General features: G+C 32.3%; 16 protein-coding genes and 1 pseudogene. 6 read left to right on the forward strand and 11 right to left on the reverse strand.

The annotated features are described in order from the left end of the window. Positions 1-39: 39 nt before the first annotated feature. Together EAG11_RS18895 and uvrC are read right to left on the reverse strand one after the other, a co-directional pair. Positions 40-540 (reverse strand): hypothetical protein, encoded by a 501-nt coding sequence (locus EAG11_RS18895; RefSeq protein ID WP_129540541.1) that lies wholly within the window; start codon positions 538-540, stop codon positions 40-42. A gap of 4 nt (positions 541-544) precedes the next feature. After that, the gene (gene uvrC / locus EAG11_RS18900) at positions 545-2,347 is read right to left on the reverse strand and encodes an excinuclease ABC subunit UvrC (protein ID WP_129540542.1); all 1,803 of its coding nucleotides are present in this window, start codon (positions 2,345-2,347) and stop codon (positions 545-547) included. 125 nt (positions 2,348-2,472) lie between these two features. Between uvrC and EAG11_RS18905 the strand changes: the two genes are divergently transcribed. Together EAG11_RS18905 and EAG11_RS18910 are read left to right on the forward strand one after the other, a co-directional pair. Continuing rightward, positions 2,473-3,453 (forward strand): succinylglutamate desuccinylase/aspartoacylase family protein, encoded by a 981-nt coding sequence (locus EAG11_RS18905; RefSeq protein WP_129540543.1) that lies wholly within the window; start codon positions 2,473-2,475, stop codon positions 3,451-3,453. After that, positions 3,440-4,009, forward strand: a complete 570-nt coding sequence (locus EAG11_RS18910) for a 5-formyltetrahydrofolate cyclo-ligase (protein WP_164998761.1) — start codon at positions 3,440-3,442, stop codon at positions 4,007-4,009. The genes EAG11_RS18905 and EAG11_RS18910 overlap by 14 nt, the downstream gene beginning before the upstream one ends. A gap of 349 nt (positions 4,010-4,358) precedes the next feature. Here EAG11_RS18910 and EAG11_RS18915 read toward each other — a convergent pair whose 3' ends face one another. The 8 genes and pseudogenes from EAG11_RS18915 to EAG11_RS18950 all read right to left on the reverse strand — a co-directional run bounded on the left by EAG11_RS18915 (position 4,359) and on the right by EAG11_RS18950 (position 13,717). Beyond that, positions 4,359-5,108 (reverse strand): tetratricopeptide repeat protein, encoded by a 750-nt coding sequence (locus EAG11_RS18915; RefSeq protein ID WP_129540544.1) that lies wholly within the window; start codon positions 5,106-5,108, stop codon positions 4,359-4,361. A gap of 91 nt (positions 5,109-5,199) precedes the next feature. Further along, on the reverse strand, positions 5,200-6,954 hold the full coding sequence (locus tag EAG11_RS18920; RefSeq protein WP_129540545.1) for a BatD family protein: 1,755 nt from the start codon (positions 6,952-6,954) through the stop codon (positions 5,200-5,202). A 103-nt stretch (positions 6,955-7,057) separates the two neighbouring features. Next, positions 7,058-7,833, reverse strand: a pseudogene (locus EAG11_RS18925) (tetratricopeptide repeat protein). A 51-nt stretch (positions 7,834-7,884) separates the two neighbouring features. Beyond that, positions 7,885-8,919: a VWA domain-containing protein gene (locus EAG11_RS18930; RefSeq protein WP_129540546.1), complete on the reverse strand. Its 1,035-nt coding sequence runs from the start codon at positions 8,917-8,919 to the stop codon at positions 7,885-7,887. Between the two features lie 74 nt (positions 8,920-8,993). Continuing rightward, a complete protein-coding gene (locus tag EAG11_RS18935; protein WP_129540547.1) occupies positions 8,994-9,995 on the reverse strand; it encodes a VWA domain-containing protein in 1,002 nt (333 codons plus the stop codon). Further along, positions 9,995-11,626, reverse strand: coding sequence for a hypothetical protein (locus tag EAG11_RS18940; protein WP_129540548.1), 1,632 nt, complete (start codon positions 11,624-11,626; stop codon positions 9,995-9,997). Before EAG11_RS18940 ends, EAG11_RS18935 begins: the two co-directional genes overlap by 1 nt. A gap of 145 nt (positions 11,627-11,771) precedes the next feature. Then, complete coding sequence (locus EAG11_RS18945; protein ID WP_129540549.1) at positions 11,772-12,635, reverse strand: DUF58 domain-containing protein; 864 nt, start codon at positions 12,633-12,635, stop codon at positions 11,772-11,774. 77 nt (positions 12,636-12,712) lie between these two features. Next, positions 12,713-13,717 carry a MoxR family ATPase gene (locus EAG11_RS18950; protein ID WP_129540550.1) on the reverse strand — a complete coding sequence of 335 codons (1,005 nt, stop codon included), beginning with the start codon at positions 13,715-13,717 and terminating at the stop codon, positions 12,713-12,715. A 212-nt stretch (positions 13,718-13,929) separates the two neighbouring features. Between EAG11_RS18950 and EAG11_RS18955 the strand changes: the two genes are divergently transcribed. From EAG11_RS18955 to EAG11_RS18965, 3 genes are all read left to right on the forward strand, one after another. Next, a complete protein-coding gene (locus tag EAG11_RS18955) occupies positions 13,930-14,802 on the forward strand; it encodes an aldo/keto reductase family oxidoreductase (protein ID WP_129540551.1) in 873 nt (290 codons plus the stop codon). Between the two features lie 119 nt (positions 14,803-14,921). Then, on the forward strand, positions 14,922-15,674 hold the full coding sequence (locus EAG11_RS18960; protein ID WP_129540552.1) for an SDR family NAD(P)-dependent oxidoreductase: 753 nt from the start codon (positions 14,922-14,924) through the stop codon (positions 15,672-15,674). A gap of 135 nt (positions 15,675-15,809) precedes the next feature. Next, complete coding sequence (locus tag EAG11_RS18965) at positions 15,810-16,952, forward strand: ATP-binding protein (RefSeq protein WP_129540553.1); 1,143 nt, start codon at positions 15,810-15,812, stop codon at positions 16,950-16,952. 243 nt (positions 16,953-17,195) lie between these two features. Here EAG11_RS18965 and EAG11_RS18970 read toward each other — a convergent pair whose 3' ends face one another. Continuing rightward, a complete protein-coding gene (locus EAG11_RS18970) occupies positions 17,196-17,939 on the reverse strand; it encodes a DUF3298 and DUF4163 domain-containing protein (RefSeq protein ID WP_129540554.1) in 744 nt (247 codons plus the stop codon). Between the two features lie 104 nt (positions 17,940-18,043). Here EAG11_RS18970 and EAG11_RS18975 point away from each other — a divergent pair, with 104 nt between their 5' ends. Then, positions 18,044-19,186, forward strand: a complete 1,143-nt coding sequence (locus tag EAG11_RS18975) for a cystathionine gamma-synthase (protein WP_129540555.1) — start codon at positions 18,044-18,046, stop codon at positions 19,184-19,186. The last annotated feature ends 17 nt before the right edge of the window (positions 19,187-19,203 follow it).

Here is a 19,203-nt window from a genome sequence, read left to right on the forward strand (position 1 = left end):
TATTATTGAACTTTATGTGTCATTTTTGTTTTAATACTATTATTTCTTTAATAAAATTAGGTTTTTGTTTTTGTCAAATTTCCATACATCAGTATGCCATCGTGCACCACCTCGACAACTCGATTGAAACGTTTTTTCTTTTTTATTTAGTTGGATGTCGCAAAATTCATCGCATTTAGGATTGTAATCTGTTGGGATTTTTAATTTGTTAAATTGTTTGTTTACAGAGTTATATATGAAAAGTTGATGTATTGTATAAACTCCCATTCCATCATCTAGATGATAATAAGCAAAATCTTGGTAGCCATCAAAATTGTAATCTTCATTCACCAGATGCATTTCTTTGCCTGTTATAGATGTTTCGATACTATCTATAACTTGTATTTTGTTATTCTCTGAATTAGTGATTTCTAATTTTTCAAAATCATTTATTGCTTTTATTTTTATTAGCGTTTTATCTTTTTGGTAAAATTCAAGGTTCTTTTGACTGTAACAGTGGCATGAAAGCAATATAATAATACTTAGAAGTGCTATTCTCATGATCTTATTCTTGGGTTGTGTTCTTGTAAAATGTTGTTATCTTTTTTGCTTTAGATGGGCCTACAACAGCTGATATTTCTTTTTCTGAAACCAATTTTAATCGTTTTACACTTTTAAAATGTTGTATTAAGGTCAGCATGGTTTTTTCGCCAATTCCAGGAATACTTTCGATAGATGAATTTAATGCTGCTTTGCTACGTTTGTCACGGTGAAATGTAATTCCGAATCGGTGCGCTTCGTTTCGTAATTGTTGAATTATCTTTAATGTCTCAGATCTTTTATCTAGATATAATGGTACAGAATCTCCAGGGTAAAAAAGCTCCTCAAGACGTTTAGCAATACCTATTATTGTAATTTTACCTCGTAAACCAAGCTCGTCGATACTTTTTAAAGCAGCTGATAATTGCCCTTTTCCTCCATCAATAATTATTAATTGCGGTAGTGGCTCGTTCTCTTCCAATAGTCTTTTATAGCGACGATAGACAATCTCTGTCATAGATGCAAAGTCATCTGGACCTTCAACAGTTTTTACATTAAAGTGGCGGTAATCTTTTTTGCTTGGTTTTCCATCTTTAAAAACCACACAGGCAGCAACAGGGTTTGTTCCTTGTATGTTGGAGTTGTCAAAACATTCTATATGACGTGGCTCAACAGGTAGGCGTAAATCTTTTTGCATTTGTGCCATAATACGTTTGGTATGACGGTCTGGATCTACAATTTGTAATTGCTTTAGTTGTTCTATGCGGTAAAATTTGGCATTCCTAATTGATAAATCGAGAATTTGTTTTTTATCACCCAATTGTGGAACTGTAACTTTAATATTTTCTCCTAAATCGACTTCAAAAGGTACAATTATCTCTTTTGAAAGTAATTGAAATCGTTCACGAAGTTCGATTATTGCCAGTTCAAGTAATTCAGCATCAGTTTCGTCTAGTTTCTTTTTGATTTCTAAAGTATGGGAACGAATAATTGAACCATGCGAAATTTGAAGAAAATTGACGTATGCAGCACTTTCATCCGAAATTATCGAAAATACATCAATGTTGGTGATTTTCGGATTTATAATAGTTGATCGTGATTGATAATTTTCGAGAACTTCTATTTTCTCTTTTATTTTTTGCGCTTCTTCAAAACGTAAATCTTGTGCCAATTGGGTCATAAGACGTTTAAAATCTTTCATGCTTTCTTTGAAGTTTCCTTTTAGGATTTCACGAATTGCATCAACTTGTTTTTGGTAATCTTCTAGTGTTTCTAATCCTTCACAGGGACCTTTGCAATTTCCAATATGAAACTCTAAACAGACTTTGAATTTTCCGCTATTGATATTAGACTGACTCAAATCGTAATTGCAGGTTCTAAGAGGATATAGCTCTTTTATAAGGTCCAAAATTGTATGTACAGTTTTAAAGCTGGTATAGGGGCCAAAATATTCAGAACCATCTTTGACCATTCTGCGTGTAGAAAATATTCGAGAAAAAGGTTCTTTTTTTATACAAATCCAAGGGTAGCTTTTGTCATCACGCAATAAAACATTGTAACGTGGCTGTAAGGTTTTTATAAGATTGTTTTCTAATAAAAGTGCATCTGTTTCTGTAGGTACTACAATGTGTTTTATAGTGGCAATTTTCTTCACCAAAACATTGGTCTTGGCAGTATCATGAATTTTATTAAAATAGGAAGAAACTCTTTTCTTTAAATTTTTAGCTTTACCTACATATAATATTTTTCCATCTTTATCATAATATTGATACACGCCAGGATTGTCTGGTAAAGTTTGAATTTGGAGTTCGAGAGGTGTTTTTTGCATTCTGTTTTATTTCTAAAGCTCAAACAATGTGCCTTAGAAATAATTTTCATAGGCATGATGTTGAATTAACTTCAAATTTACGAATTCAAAATAATAATCTCTATATTTAGCTTTTATTATTGAATATGAGAAATAGTAAACCATTGGTGATTTTTGGAGAATCGATTTTGCCAGGTGAGAGTAAAACCATCAATGTTGAAATTGCCAGATTGCACACTACTACTAAACTTAATATTCCTGTTATTGTAAGACGTTCTAAGGTTGAAGGGCCTGTGGTACTTTTTTCGGCAGGAATTCATGGTGACGAAATAAATGGTGTCGAAATTGTTCGCCAGATAATTAGCAAGAAAATAAATCGTCCTAAAAAAGGAACCATTATTTGTATTCCAGTTATAAATATGTACGGCTTTGTAAATAAGGCGCGTGAATTTCCTGATGGACGTGACTTAAACCGTGTTTTTCCTGGAAGTAAAAAAGGATCTTTGGCAAGCCGATTTGCATTCCATATTGTTAATGATGTTTTGCCAATTGTTGATTATGCTGTCGATTTTCATGCTGGAGGTGCAAGTCGTTTTAATGCACCTCAGATTAGGCTTTCTGAAAATAATGCTGATTTGAAAATTTTAGCGGATGTGTTTAGCGCCCCTTTTACTTTATATTCTAAAAATATTTCGGGTTCTTTTAGAAGTATAAGCGAAAAATTAAAAGTAAAAATGCTACTTTTTGAAGGAGGAAAATCATTGGATATCAATCATGATATTGCCAATATAGGAATTGATGGAGTTAAGCGCTTACTGACTCATTTAGGAATGTTAGATGTAGGACATGTTGTTGATCCTCCGGAAAAACCTTCTATTTATATTGAAAAATCAGTATGGTTGCGAGCTAAATGTTCTGGATTACTGCATGACTACGATACAATTGGCAAGTTTGTTAAAAAAGGGACTATTTTAGCAATTATTACCGATCCATTTGGTAAGTTTGAACGAAAGGTAAAAGCACCTCATGATGGTTATATTATTAATGCAAACCATTCGCCAATTGTGTACGAAGGTGATGCTATTTATCATATGTCCAAAACAAACCTCGATGATGATGATGACTAAAAAAGAATTGCGCTTACAGAAAAAAGATTTGAGAAAACAGCTCTCTGAAACTGATATTGATGAATTGAGCTTGGTGATTGCTAATAGTATTCTTTCGTTACCAATCTGGGAGAAAACCTATTTTCATGTTTTTTTGCCAATAGTTGAACATAATGAAGTAAATACTGAGTTTATCTTGCACTTGCTTGCAGGGAAAGACAAAGAAGTTGTAATTTCTAAAAGTGACTTTGAAACTAGAAAGATGACTCATTTTTTGCTTACTGATAATACTAAAATAAAAAAGAACGAGTATAATATCCCTGAACCTGTAGATGGTTTAGAAGTCCCATCAAGTAAAATTGATGTTGTCTTTGTTCCTCTCTTAGCATTTGATGTTTTTGGAAATAGAGTAGGATATGGAAAAGGATTTTATGATAAATTTCTATCTGAATGTAAGCCAGAAACTATAAAGATAGGATTGTCTTTCTTTGAAGCTGAAACTGAAATTATAGATGTTTTTGAAGGGGATGTAAAATTGGATTATTGTATCACGCCTAAGAAAATTTATAAGTTCTAGGTTTCTTTATTGAAAAGTTTTTCAGTTTGGGACTTTTACCGCCAAGATCCGCCAAGAAATAGGATTTGGTTTGTACTGAATTAAGATTCGCAAAGATTCTTGGTTTGGGTTTTTTACCGCAAAGATCCGCAAAGAAATTTAGATTTTGTTTGTGTTGAATTAAGGTTCGCAAAGTTTTCTTGGTTTGGGTTTCTACCGCAAAGCTTTAAAATTCTCTGTTTGATATCATTTGAGTTTCTTTACATCAAAAAAAGGCAGGATTGTGTCTGGTTAAATAAAAAAATAAGACTCCTGAAGAGTCTTATTTTTGAAAGCCTTATATTTTTTATTTAACTAATAGGTTAAAAAACTATTTTACTTCTTTAACAGCTGAGGATTCTATCCAGCCTTCGGTTCCATCAGTTAATTCTATTTTTTTCCAGTTTTGTAATGACTGTTTCACGTAGACTTTTGCTCCTTCATGAAGTGTGATAATAGGGGAGCCTGCTTTTTGAGGCTCACTACGTACTTCGGCAATTTCTGCAAATACGATAGCAGGTCTTTCATTATCAAAATGACTTTTTTCCAGAAATCCTGCTGTTAAGGTTACAAGTAAAGCTAGTAATATTAAAAACATACCAATAAAATACACTCTTTTAGCAAGAGTACGTTGGGAGAAATAATATCCAATAAAGCAAAGCAAAAATGCTGAAGCCATCGCTACAGAGATCCATGCCCAGGTATTGTAATGATATATTCCTGTAAAGTTTCGAATGAGTTTTGCAAAACCAACTTTAGGAACTTCTTTTATTTCGTCGATAGTTAGTTTCTTGGCAAATTTTAAATTGTTTAAAGCCTCTGGATGATTAGGATTTAGAGCCAGAGCTTTTTCATAATTGTATATTGCAGGGGCTACTTTATTAAGTTTGTAATAGCAATTACCTAAATTATAATATAATTCAGCCGATTGTTGTTTTTCTGTTTTTATGATATTTTCATATTCTTGAACTGCTTGTTCGTATTGCCCTTTTTGGTACAAAGCATTTCCTTTTTCAAAGCTATTTTGAGCAAAGAAAAGCTGAGACAATAATAAGAATAGATATAAAAGAATATTTTTCATTTTAGTGATATGTAATAAGAATTTTAACTCAGTGAACATTGATTCAGCGTAAGCTAAAGTAATTTTTAGCGTACTTGTAGGTTAAAAATCATTAAACAATTTGTTTTTCTAATTCTGAAATTATCAATACTGCTTTATCAAAATCTTGCTGAATAGAAGCGCTAGATGCAGGTGCATATCGTGCAAATTCGCAGTTTTCTGTTAGGTCAATAAAATTTTGAACTGATGCTGGATTTGCATTTCTAGATAATAAAAGCTCTTTGATATTATCTTTGCTCATTTCTGAAGTTTCAATATGTAATTTAGCTTTCAAGAAATTGTGCATTGCTTTTTCAAGTGCAATATAAAATGCTTCTTTATTATTGATTTGTTTTTTAGCTTGTGATAAATATTTCTTGGCTAATTTATTATTCATTTTAATTCTGTTTCCAGTGATATCGCTATCTAGTGCTTCTTTTTTCTTTTTAGCCAAAATAATAATTGGTAAAATCAAGAATGGTAAAAACAATAATGTATAATATAACTTAGAGCCGTAGAAATCATCTTTTACCACTGAGGTGAAATTGCTTTTTAGTTTGATATATTTGAATTGATCGTGGCCAGGAGCTTTGTTTATTGCGGTTGGGCCAGATGCTACATTTGCGTCAGCAGGAGTTGGACCATCGAGAACATTTACCATTATTTCTGGAGAAGTAATCGTTTTATAGCTTCCAGTATTTAAATCAAAATAAGAGAATTGCATTGGTTTTATTGCATAATCTCCCTTGTATTGTGGAACAATGGTGTAAGTGTCAGAAATTTTTCCTGTCATACCGCTAAGACTTGTATTTACTTTTTCATCATGTACAGGATCGTATATTTCCAAAGCATTTGGTACCACAGGTTTTGGTAAAGAAAATAATTTCATGTTTCCACTACCAGTAGCACTAACTACTAACTCTAAGCTTTCTCCGTTTTTTAATATTGTTTTAGATGGAGTTACTTTAAAATCAAAACGACCAACGGCCCCTGAAAAGCCCTCTGGTTTATTAGTCTCAGGAAGTGCTTTTGCATAAATTGTTTTAGTTCCTGCAGATACACGTTTGTTTCCTTCAGTAATAATAACCTGACCAAACATGTTTCTTCGGTTGGTAGGCAATTGTACATCAATGTCTAATGATAAAGGTTCGATAGATAATTTCCCTGATTTTTGAGGATATAATACTGCCTTTTTAAGTACAACATAACGATATCTTTCGCCTTTAAACATACCTTCTTCAGCAACAAGTTGTTTTATATCGATGTTCTGACTCCAGAAATCATTGTATTTTGGTTTGTTTACTTCTTTGAAACCAGAAATACCAATATTGTTACTGAAATATAATTTATAAACGACAGTAATTGGTTCGTTTACATATGGAGTCGTTTTAGAGATGTCTGCGACTAGGTATAAATTATCATCTGCTGATATTTGTTGTGGGTCATTAGGATCTCTCTCTTGTGCTACGGCTGCAGTAACATTTATTTTTATTGGTGAAGTTTTGTATATCTGACCGTTATATTCTATTGCAGCTTGTCTTATAACAAGGCTTCCTTTTTGGTTTGGTAATAAAAAATAAGAATAAACTTTTTCGAATGAACTTTTTCCGTTTACCCATGATTGACTAATTTGTTGGCTTGGACCTGCAACAATTCGAAAACCATCAAATGAAGGCTGAACAAAGTTATCTCCATCAACGTTCATAATGAAGTCAATTCGAAGTCTTTCGTTTAAACCAAGCGTAGTTTTGCTTACTCTGGCTTCAAATTGTACTTGAGCCATAAGCCCTTGGAAACTTAATAGTAATAGAATTAAATATCTTTTCATTACCTGTTTAATCGTTTTTTTTAAATCGTTTAACTGCTTAATCGTCTAACTGTTTGTTGCCTATCAAATAAACAAATTAACAGTTAAACGATTCAACTTTATTTTACCAGTCTTTTTCAGTTTTTTTAGGAGCTCCTTTTACTTTTTGAGCATTTACTTTATCTTGAATTTTCTTTTCTTCGTTATTTACAGCATTTAAAAGATTTTGTAAACGTTCTTTTGATATGTCTCCAGGTGCTGGTTTTGGTTCTCCTTTATTGTCTTCTTTTTTTGGATCACCTTTGTCATCTTTTCCATCCTTTTTATCTTTATTAGGATCGCCCTTGTCATCTTTTTATCTTTGTCCTTGTCTCCTTTGTCGTCCTTTTTATCTTTATCGCCGTCTTTTTTGTCGTCTTTTTTATCCTTGTCCTTATCTTTATTTTTGTCCTTGTTTTTATCTTCTTTAGGAGGGTTTTCTTTTAACATTTTTTTTGCCAATGCATAGTTGTAGCGTGTTTCATCGTCTGAAGGATTGTTACGTAGCGCATTTTTATAGGCTTCAACTGCTTGACTATAGTCTTTCTCTTTCATGAATACATTACCAAGGTTATGATAAGCTTTGTGTTTCTGAGAGGGGGTTTTGGCATTTTTTATGGCTTTTGCGTAAGCAAATTTAGCTTCGCTTGCTTGATTTTGCTTATAAATAGCATTTCCTAGGTTGTAAGGAGCAACGGTACGATTTGGAAATTTAGATTGCGAAATTCTATAATTAGCTTCAGCATCTACAAATTTATTCTGTTTATATTCTTCATTAGCTTTTGGCAACGCTTTATCCTTTTCTTGAGCCGAAATGGTCAAAGAAAGCGTTAATAAAATATATAGAAGTAAATTTTTCATTCTAATTTTTTTGTTTTTTTGTTTCAAAAGATATTAACTGTCTTGAAACAATTATTTTTTTTCGTTAAATAAGTTCAACTCTTTTATCCAATTTGTTTTTCTTTCTAATAAGAATAGATCAATGAACAATAAAACAAAAGCTATACCAATAAACCACTGGAATTGAGATTGGAAATCGGCCATTTGTGTAGCTTCAAATTCTGTTTTTTGGATATTGTCTAAAGCATTTTTTACATAATCTAAGACTTCTTTGGTGCTACCACCGTAAACATAACCGCCTTTGGTTGCTTTTGCAATAGCTTTTAAACCTTCTTGATTTAATTTTGTAATAACTATTTCGTTATTATTATCTCTTTGGTAACTTTCAACAACACCATTCTTTTTCAATGGGATTGTAGCTCCTTTCTCAGTTCCGATACCAATAGTAATGATTTTCATTCCTAACTTATTGGCTTCTTCAGCTGCCACTTCGGCTCCTTCAGAATGATCTTCGCCATCAGAAATCAAAATTAGCAGCTTACTCGTCTTGCTTTTTTCATCAAAATAAGTCGCTGATAGTTTTATAGCTTCGTCAAGAGATGTTCCTTGTGATGATACCATATCTGGGCTCATGCTTTGCAAGAACATTTTGGCAACACTATAATCAGTTGTAATTGGTAAAACAGGGAAAGCGCTTCCAGCATAGGCAACAATTCCTATTCGGTCATTTCCTAATTGGTTAACAATTTGAGAAACCAGTTGTTTACTTTTTTCTAAACGACTTGGAGCAACATCCTCTGCAAGCATACTCTTAGAGACGTCTACTGCAAATACAATATCGATTCCTTCTCGTTTTACAGTTTCCATTTTTGTCCCAATTTTAGGATTAACCAATCCTAAAATCAATGTTGCTAAAGCTAAAAGGATAACTCCTAACTTTAAAAATGGTTTAAAAACAGAATGCTCCGGGGTTAGTTTTTTTACTAATTCCAAATCTCCAAATTCTCGTTGTTTTTTTCTTTTCCAATACATATTGAAAAAGAAAATGCAAGCCAAAATGGGAAGCAGTATAAGAAGGTATAAATATTTTTTTTCGTCTAATTCCATTTTCTAATTCTAGTTTTCAGTTTCTAGTTTCAGCTTCCAGTTATTTACTGTGGCTGTAACTGAATACCGAAATATTATATAAAGCTTCTGTAAACAGTATTTCGTAATCCAACTTCCAATAATAGCAATAAACCCGCTAATATTACAAAAGGGCGGAATTTTTCATCGTAATCATAAAATTTTAGTTCTTCGATTTCGGTTGTTTCCAGCTTATTAATTTCATTATAAATAGAGGCAAGTTTCTCATTACTTGTAGCTCTAAAATATTTCCCTCCTGTTTTGTTTGCAATAGTTTTCATCATTTGCTCATCAATTTCTACTTTCATCATTCTGAATAAAAACTGACCATTTGGAGCAATTGCATATGGAAATTCGGCCATTCCGTTAGTTCCAATTCCAATTGTATATACTTTAATCCCGTATTGTTTCGCTATATCTGCTGCAGTATCAGGTTCTATAAATCCGGCATTATTAACACCATCGGTCATTAATATAATTACCTTACTTTTGGCTTTGCTGTCTTTAAGTCTGTTTACGGCAGTTGCTAATCCCATCCCTATTCCAGTTCCGTCAACTAAAACATTATCGTATTTTATGCTTTTAATAGCTTCAAGGATAATTGCTTTATCGCTTGTTACAGGTATTTTGGTATACGCTTCAGATGCATATAAAACGATTCCAATTCTGTCGTTTGGTCTTTCGTTCACAAATTCAGCTGCTAACTTTTTAAGGGCTTGCATACGATCTGGTTTTAAATCTCTTGCAAGCATACTTCCAGAAACGTCTATTGACATTACAATATCTATCCCTTTTGTAGTTTTCGTTTTGTTGCTTACATCTACAGTTCTTGGTCTTGCAAGTGCAATTATTAATGAGCTTAATGCCAAAATTCGAAATACACCCAAGAAAGGCTTTAGTTTCGCTAATAATGATTCTGAAGATTTAAAACCTTGTAATGAACTCATTTTTAATGTTGCTGATTGCTGATTTCTTTTCCAGAATAACCAAGCAATTGCAATGGGAATCAAAAGAAACAACCAGAAAAACTCAGGGTTTAAAAAAGTTATTTTATCCATTAATTAGTTGCTTTTTTTAGTTCCACAGAGTTTAATATACGGTCTGCAATATCATTAGCATAAGTATCTCCTTCTTCGTGAAAAATCATTATTTGTTGTAATCCGCCTTCTTGGCTAAATAAAAGAATTTCATAATACATTTTAGTACTTGATTTGCTACCTTCATCTATGCTTGAGAAAGTTCCATATCCTTTAATTCCGCGAATTCCTTCTTTAGTTTCAAAATCCTCTTCTTTTACAATCATGTTTCGAGCTCCTTGCGCTTCGATAGTTTTGATGGTAACTTCTAATGATTTTGATAAATCAATTTGAGTTTCTTGTTTGTATTTTAAAGTTGAAATCATCAATGAGAAATTATCAACCAAGCTTCCGTATCCAAAAGATTGCATTTCTTTGATTAAAGCCAATCCTTCTTTAGGTAAGGTTTTGGTTAAATCCATTCGTTTTAAAACCTTAGGAGTTTCAATCAATATACCTGGATTTCCATAATCACTTTTTACCCATTCTCCTTCTAACAATTCTTTAGATGGATGTCCGATGATATTATCTTTTACATAAGTAAATCCCTTAGTGGCAATAAAATATCCAGTAACAATAATAATCAGGAATAAAACGGTAGCTACAGATAAAGCAATACGTTTGTTGCGTTTTTTTAGTAATTGAAGTTTTATTTGTTTTTGTCTTTGAGCTTCGTTTAATAAAGTATCTTCTTCAACAACTACTTCTACAGGAATTGCGCTGTCTAGAGTAAGGATTACTTTTTGAATTTTATTTCGGTCTTCAGTAATTTCAAAATCCAATGGTTTAGATTTTGCAAACTTAACTAAATCGGCTTGTTTCAGTACACGTTCAAGGTTCTCAACTGTTTCTGGCGTAAGTGTCATTTTCTTTTTTAAAGAAGCGGCTCTAATACCTTGTATTAACTCAGAAGTTGTGCTTTCCATTGCAGGAATTTCTATGGCTTCCTCAATATAATTTCTAGCAATATCGGTCAATTCACTATAATAAGCTTTGACTTCTCCTTTTTGCCAAAGTTCTTTTTTCTCTAATGTATTAAGCAAGCTAGTTGCTTTTTCGATAGGAGTTTTATAAACTTCTTCTTCTATTTTTTTCTGTTGTCTTTTTTTGATAAACCAATATACCAAAACACCAATTCCTATAATTAAAACAAGAGCCAAAAGATATTTCCACCAATCACCAATTTGATTTTCAACTTTAGTAATGTCTTTAATATCATACATTTTTTGTTGCAACGTATCAACTTTCACATTGGCAACTTCTACTCGAATAGAATCGGATAGGTAAGGTTTTTTATCAATAAGAATTTGAATACTTGGAATGGTATATCTTCCAGAATCAAATTGTGTTAAACCATATTTCTTAATCAGTTCATAACGGTCTTCTTTTTTGACAGTATCAATAGGATAAGATTTAATTACCTCAAGTGCGCCAATGTTTTTAAGTTTAGGAAAAACAACTTTCGATTTAGAATCGACCGTAGTTTTAAGGGTTAGCTTAAATTCAGCTCCAATTTTATTTTTAGTCGTATCTATACTAGTCTCAATCTGTTTTTGTTGTGCAAAAACAGTTGCGGATAGTAAGAATAAAAATATGTAAAGTTTTAATTTCATTTGATTAATGATTTCAGATTTTAGTCTAAAATGAATGCTTAAAAAGACGTTGAAGGTACATATTTAAGCGAATTTTATTTTTTAATTTATGTCTTCAGATTTTGTTTAAATCCAATAATCTAAGAAGTCTAATAATCTAATTTCTTTATCTCGATTTAAAATAGCCTAATAATTTGGTTACATAACTTTCATCGACACGGGTGTTTACAACACCAGCCCCCGATTTGCTGAACGTTTCTTTAAAATAATTCACTTTACTATGATAATGTTTTTCATAGTTTGCGCGTATTGTTTTTGAGCCTGTATTGATTAATTGTGTTTTGCCAGTTTCGGCATCAAGCATAGAAACCATTCCGATATTTGGTATCTTTTCTTCTCGAATGTCATATACTCGAATGCCTGTAATATCATGTTTTTTAGAAGCAATTTTCAATGTATGCTCATAATCATCTGACATGAAATCGGAGATTACAAAAACGATAGCTTTCTTTTTTTGTGTTCCTGATAAAAACTTTAATGCTTGAGCGACATCAGTTTTATTACTTTTAGGTTCAAATTCGATTAATTCACGAATGATACGTAATACATGAGATCTTCCTTTTTTAGGTGGAATATATAATTCGATTATATCCGAAAATAAAATCAATCCTATTTTGTCATTATTCTGTGTTGCTGAGAAAGCCATTGTTGCGGCAATTTCGGTTACGATATCTTTCTTAAATTGACTTTTTGAACCGAAATTTTCAGAACCCGAAATGTCCACCATAAGCACCATGGTAAGTTCGCGTTCTTCTTCAAAAACCTTTACATGGGCCTCATTATAACGTGCTGTTACATTCCAATCAATAGCACGAATGTCATCACCATATTGATATTGACGCACTTCGCTAAAAGTCATTCCTCGTCCTTTGAATGAAGAATGGTATTCTCCCGAAAAGATATGATTACTCAATCTTTTGGTTTTTATTTCTATTTTACGTACTTTTTTTAAGAGGTCTTTTGTATCCATTTTATTTGTTTAAAGTTTAAAAGTTTCAAGTTTCATGTTAGTTATCCCAACATGAAACTTGAAACATTAAACAAATTTTAAGGTACTTCAATTTCGTTTACAATTTTATTGATGATGTCAACGGAAGTTATGTTTTCTGCTTCTGCTTCGTAAGTAATACCTACTCTATGGCGTAATACATCATGTACAACTGCACGAACATCTTCTGGTATTACATAGCCACGACGTTTAATAAAAGCGTAACATTTAGCGGCATTGGCTAAGTTGATACTTCCACGTGGAGATGCTCCAAAACTGATAAGTGGTTTTAAGTCGGCTAATTTATATTTTTCAGGGTAACGTGTTGCGAAAATAATATCTAGAATGTATTTCTCTATTTTTTCGTCCATATAAACTTCACGAACAGCTTCTTGTGCACGTAAAATTTGATCTACAGAAACAACAGCATTTACCTTTTCGTAACTTCCTTTTAGATTCTGGCGAATTACTAAACGTTCTTCATCCATTTTAGGATAATCAATTACCGTTTTAAGCATAAAACGATCGACTTGCGCTTCTGGAAGCTGGTATGTTCCTTCTTGTTCAACAGGGTTTTGAGTTGCTAGTACTAAAAACGGACGATCTAGTTTAAAAGTAGTGTCACCAATAGTTACTTGCTTTTCTTGCATCGCCTCCAAAAGTGCTGATTGTACTTTGGCTGGAGCACGGTTAATTTCATCGGCAAGAACGAAATTAGCGAAAATTGGTCCTTTTTTTATAGAAAATTCATTTTGCTTAATGTTGTAAATCATTGTACCAACAACATCGGCAGGTAATAAGTCAGGTGTAAATTGAATACGGCTGAATGAACCTTGCACTGCTTGTGACAGCGTATTTATCGCAAGAGTCTTTGCTAATCCAGGTACTCCTTCTAACAAAATATGGCCTTGACCAAGAAGCCCGATTAACAAACGTTCGACCATATGTTTCTGACCCACAATAACTTTGTTCATTTCCATTGTGAGAAGGTCTATAAAAGCACTTTCTCTTTCAATTTTTTCATTGATCGCTCTAATGTCTAAAGTCGTTGTATTTTCTTCCATATAAATATTTTTAAAACCTTGAATTTAATGCCTTACTTTTGAGAGTGCAAATTGAATATTTTTTGAGAAGTAAGATGTTAAAGAATGGTTAAAACTTCGGGCAAAGATCTAATTTTAAGGATGAATTGTGAATCTATTTTTATATTTTTAAGAACTTTGATGATTATGCTTTACAAAGCAAGATTTATTACTACAAATAATGTTATATTACCATGAGCAAAACACTATTATCGCCTATAATTGTGGGCACTATGAATTGGGGAGTTTGGGATAAAAATCTAACTCCCAACGAAATGGAAAATCTTATCCAAATATGTTTAGAGAATAAAATAAGCACTTTTGATCTTGCAGATATTTATGGTTCGTATACCACTGAAGCAGACTTTGGAAAAGCATTCGCAGGAAGTAAAATTTCAAGAGAGAAATTACAACTGATTTCTAAGTGTGGAATTCAAATGATTGCCGAAAACAGAAAAAATACAATTAAGCATTACGACTATTCGAAAGAATACATCATTTGGTCTGTAGAAAATTCTTTAAAGAACCTAAAAACGGATTATTTAGATGTTTTTTTATTGCATAGACCTAGCCCCTTAATGCAAGCTGATGAAATTGCAGAAGCTGTTGAAAAGCTTAGAACAGAAGGTAAAATTGTTGATTTTGGTTTGTCAAATTTTACAACTTCACAGACTGAATTAATCCGTCAAAAAATTGATGTTAGTTATAATCAAGTACAATTTTCGGCTACAAATTACGAGCCGATGGTAGATGGTAGTTTTGATTATATGCAAATGCATGGAATTCGTCCAATGTCTTGGAATCCATTAGGTACTATTTTTAGAGAAGACAATAAAAAAACACGAAGATTAAAGAAGTTATTAGCAACATTGGTTTCTAAATATAGTTTAGGTTCAGATACTATTTTATTAAGTTGGATTTTAAGCCATCCTGCAAAAGCGATTCCTATTGCTGGAACAGTAAATGTGGCCAGAATTCAAGCGTTGATGAAAGCAGTGGAATTACAATTAGAAAAAGAAGATTGGTTTGCTATTTGGACAGAAAGTATGGGAGATGATGTGCCTTAATTTTTAGTGTTTAGTTTACAGTTTTTAGTATTCAGCTAAATCGATTAAAAAAACATTTGCCACAGATTATAAGAAATAATTTTAATCTTCTGATCTGTGGCAATAAAATAAAAACAAGAATGAAAAAAACAGTTCTAATTACTGGAGCCACAAGTGGTATAGGTAAAGCCACTGCACAATTAATGGCAAAAAACAACTACAAAGTGGTGCTTTGCGGACGACGTATTGATCGATTGACGGAATTGGAAAAAGAGCTTTCGGAATATACTGAAGTACATATATTAGCATTTGATGTTCGTGATAAAAAAGCCGTTTCAGAGTCTATTGGTTCCTTGCCAGAATCATTTTCTGTTATCGATATCCTTATTAATAATGCAGGAAATGCTCACGGATTGGATCCAATTCAGACAGGTGATTTAGACGATTGGGATGCTATGATAGATATAAATGTAAAAGGACTTTTGTATGTTTCTAAAGCAATTATACCGCAAATGACTGAAAGGAAATCGGGGCATATTATTAATATTGGTTCAACTGCAGCCAAAGAAGTGTATCCTAATGGGAATGTGTATTGTGGTACAAAACATGCTGTTGATGCGATTAGTCAAGGAATGCGAATAGATCTAAATCCATTCGGAATTAGAGTAGGCGCAATTCATCCAGGTATGGTTGAGACTGAATTTAGCGAAGTGCGTTTTAAAGGAGATGCAGATAGGGCTTCAAATGTTTATAAAGGGTTTGCTCCTTTACAAGCAGAAGATATTGCTGATATTATTCATTTTGTGGTTTCAAGACCTTATCATGTAAATATTGCGGATTTAGTTGTTATGAGTACGGCTCAAGCTTCATCAACGATAGTAAAAAGGGACTAGCTTAGATTTTTAGACTAACTTAGACTTCTTAGATTTGAAGTTTATGCAATCCAAGTAATCTAAGAAGTTAAAGATTCAAAAAGTCCGACAGTCTAAGAAGTCTAAAATTCTAACAATCTAAGAAGTCTAAAAATAATGATCAATAAACGTCTTTTAATAAAAAATCTACTCGCACATAATGATGAGAGTAGTTTTTATGATAAAAAAAGGCAATTAAATTTGCATTCTCGTGAAGGGAAGGCAAAGTTTTTAAAACATATTTGTGCGTTATCTAATTCTAATCCAACTAATAATTCTTATATAGTTGTAGGGGTTGAGGATCAGGACAATGAGATTGTAGGTGATGATTTTTTTGACGATAGTCGAATTCAGAATCTGGTCAATGCTTTTCTTGAAAATCCACCAAAAATTCAATATGAAAATGTGCCTTTTCCTAATCTTCCAAAAGATAAAGTGATAGGATTGGTTACAATTAAACCCAAAAGTAAAATATCATATTTCAAAAAAGGAATTCACACTATTATTGCCAATAGTGTTTTTATTAGGCGAGGAAGTAATTCGGTTCCAGTTGAAGGAAGAGAAGTTGAGAAAAATTATCAGAATACCGAAACAGTAATCGGGATCGAAAATAATTCACGTAATAGTATAGAATATACACTAGATGGTGTAATTGATTTTATGAATTTTAGACATAAGGATATGTCGCCAAAGTATAAAGTTTTTAAGGAGTTATTTGTGATTTGTTGGGCAGGAGTTCCGAATAAGTCTCGTGACAAAACATTTTTATCTCGGGTTGATATTGAACTAATAAATGAGCAAATTAAGTTGTTTTATTCGGCTCAGGATGTGGTTACGATTACTTATGATGAAGATAGTTTTACTATTTTGGAATATGTCCCACTAGGACTAAATGACAAAACAAGTTATTATCCGTTAGAAAAGCAAACAATTCATTTTTTTGATAATGGTTACTATAAAATTGATAGAGAAATACTTTTTCAACCACCAGAATTTAATAGAAAAATGCTATTTCATATATACAATTCCAATATTGCTTTACTGGCTAAATTACAAAAAGGACTTGTTTTATCTAATCGGGAAATGATAGATTTAGAGAACTTGCCCTCTACTTTTATGATCTGCTATCTTAATGGTTTTGAAGATGCTAAGCAAAAATTAATTGATGCTAAGCTTCTTTTAAAACCGTTTACTCAAGTTTATTTGTCCTTTAAGGAAGCTTTACGAATTTTACGAAAGATGAAATATGATGTTCAATAAAGGTACTGAGGTTCTAAGAGGCAAAGGTTCAAAGGTTTCTGTGGATACGCACCGCAATGTATCTAATTTTTTGTAGATGAGAATTAGTAAGTTTGTTTCGCAAAGATTTTCTGTAGAGACGCACTGCAGTGCGTCTGAAGTTTTTTGCAAAATCCTACAAATGGCATCTAGTGAAATTTTCCGTAGAGACGCGCCGTAGTGCGTCTAACTTATAGAGACCTAATTTTAAAATTCAAACAAGAATTATTTAAAAACTAAATAGTCATTTACCTTTTCATAAGGTAGTACTAATTCTTTTGGGCCATCGGCATATGAAGCAACTTCATAGGAGTTATAATAAAGTAGTAATCCTTCTTTTGTATAAAAAATATTCAAAGGCAGATTAAATTTTTCATTCTCAAACATTAAACCCGTTGCATTGATACTTCCAGTGGCAGGAATTTTATATTTGTTTCTGAATTCTTTTTCGGCGAAAGCCTTAAAGTCTTTTTCGCTTTTAAATAATTGATTGTTTGTAATTGTCTTTCCAGTTTTAGGATTAAACAATAAAGAACGATATCCTTGATAACCGTGAGCGCCACCAGTAAAGGTGTAATGGTTTATTTTTATATTTAAAATACTATCTGACTGGTGTTCTACATTGCCCTCAATTTTGGCTTCCCAGCCGAATGTATCATCAGGGAATTTTTTACGCATTTCTTCATAAGAACCAATAAAGGAAGTTGTTAGTTCATTGTAGTCTGTTGATTCAAAAGGTTTTTCTCCAAAATAAACGATTTCTTTTAAAATAGAAAAAACTTTTTTATTAATGCTATCTGATACGATTGGGACATTTTGAGCAATTGGGATTTTTATACTAATTTGTGGACAATTACTTTTACAAGGCAAACTTGACTTCTTTTCAAATGTTTGTTCTTTGAACGAAAGTTCTCTAGTACAACTTGATAAAATAAAAAGGGTTACGAGTAAAAAGGTGTAATGTTTCATCTTGAAAATGTTAATTAATTACAAAGGTATCAACTTGTAACTTGATTAAAATAAATTAAAGGGTAAATTTGTAGAACATTTTAGTGTTACAAAAATATAAAGATATGAAATTCAATACAAAAGTTATACATGGTGGGCAACATCATGACCCAAGTACAGGAGCAGTAATGCCTCCAGTGTATCAAACATCGACATTTATTCAAACAAGTCCAGGGCAACCTCTAGGAGATTATGAATATAGTAGAGCATCGAATCCTACTAGATCTGCTCTTGAGAATGCATTGGCAAGTATTGAAAACGGAACACGTGGATTAGCTTTTTCATCTGGATTAGCGGCCACAGATTGTATTTTGCGTTCTTTTAAGGCAGGTGATGAAATTATTGCTATGGACGATTTATATGGTGGAACATATCGTATGTTTACTCGTATTTATAAAGATTCAGGAATAAAATTCCATTTTGTGGATATGAATGATATTGCAAAATTTAAATCTTTAATAAACGAAAATACAAAGTTGGTTTGGGTAGAAACACCAACAAATCCATTAATGAAATTAGCAGACATTGAAGAAATAGCTAAAATCACTAAGGATAAAAAAATATTATTTGCAGTAGATAATACCTTTGCAACACCTTACTTACAAAAGCCTCTTGATTTAGGAGCAGATATTGTAATGCATTCTGCAACTAAATATTTAGGAGGACATTCAGATGTTATTGCAGGAGCTTTAATCGTAAAAGATGAAGCTTTGGGGGACCAATTACATTTTCAACAATTTGCTACAGGTGCAACTCTTGGGCCAATGGATAGTTTCTTGGTTTTGAGAGGTATTAAAACACTTCATTTACGTGTGCAAAGACACTGTGAGAATGGAGAAAAAGTAGTTGAATTTTTAAGTAATCATCCTAAAATAGCAACAGTTTATTATCCAGGTTTACCGAGCCATCCATTTCATGAAATTGCCAAAAAACAAATGAAAGCTTTCGGAGGAATGGTTTCATTTACTTTTGTTTCTGGTAAAAAAGAAGATTCAATTAATTTCTTAGAAAAATTGAAAGTGTTTACTCTGGCAGAATCTTTAGGTGGAGTAGAATCTTTGGCAAATCATCCTGCTTTAATGACTCATGCTTCAATTCCTGCAGATAAGAGAGCAGAAGTTGGAATCACAGATGATTTAGTTCGATTAAGTGTTGGTATCGAGGATGCAGAAGATTTAATTGCTGATTTAAAGCAAGCTTTAGAATGATAAAAATTGTTTACAAA

It is taken from the genome of Flavobacterium sp. 140616W15, from assembly GCF_003668995.1.
Taxonomy (GTDB): Bacteria; Bacteroidota; Bacteroidia; order Flavobacteriales; family Flavobacteriaceae; genus Flavobacterium.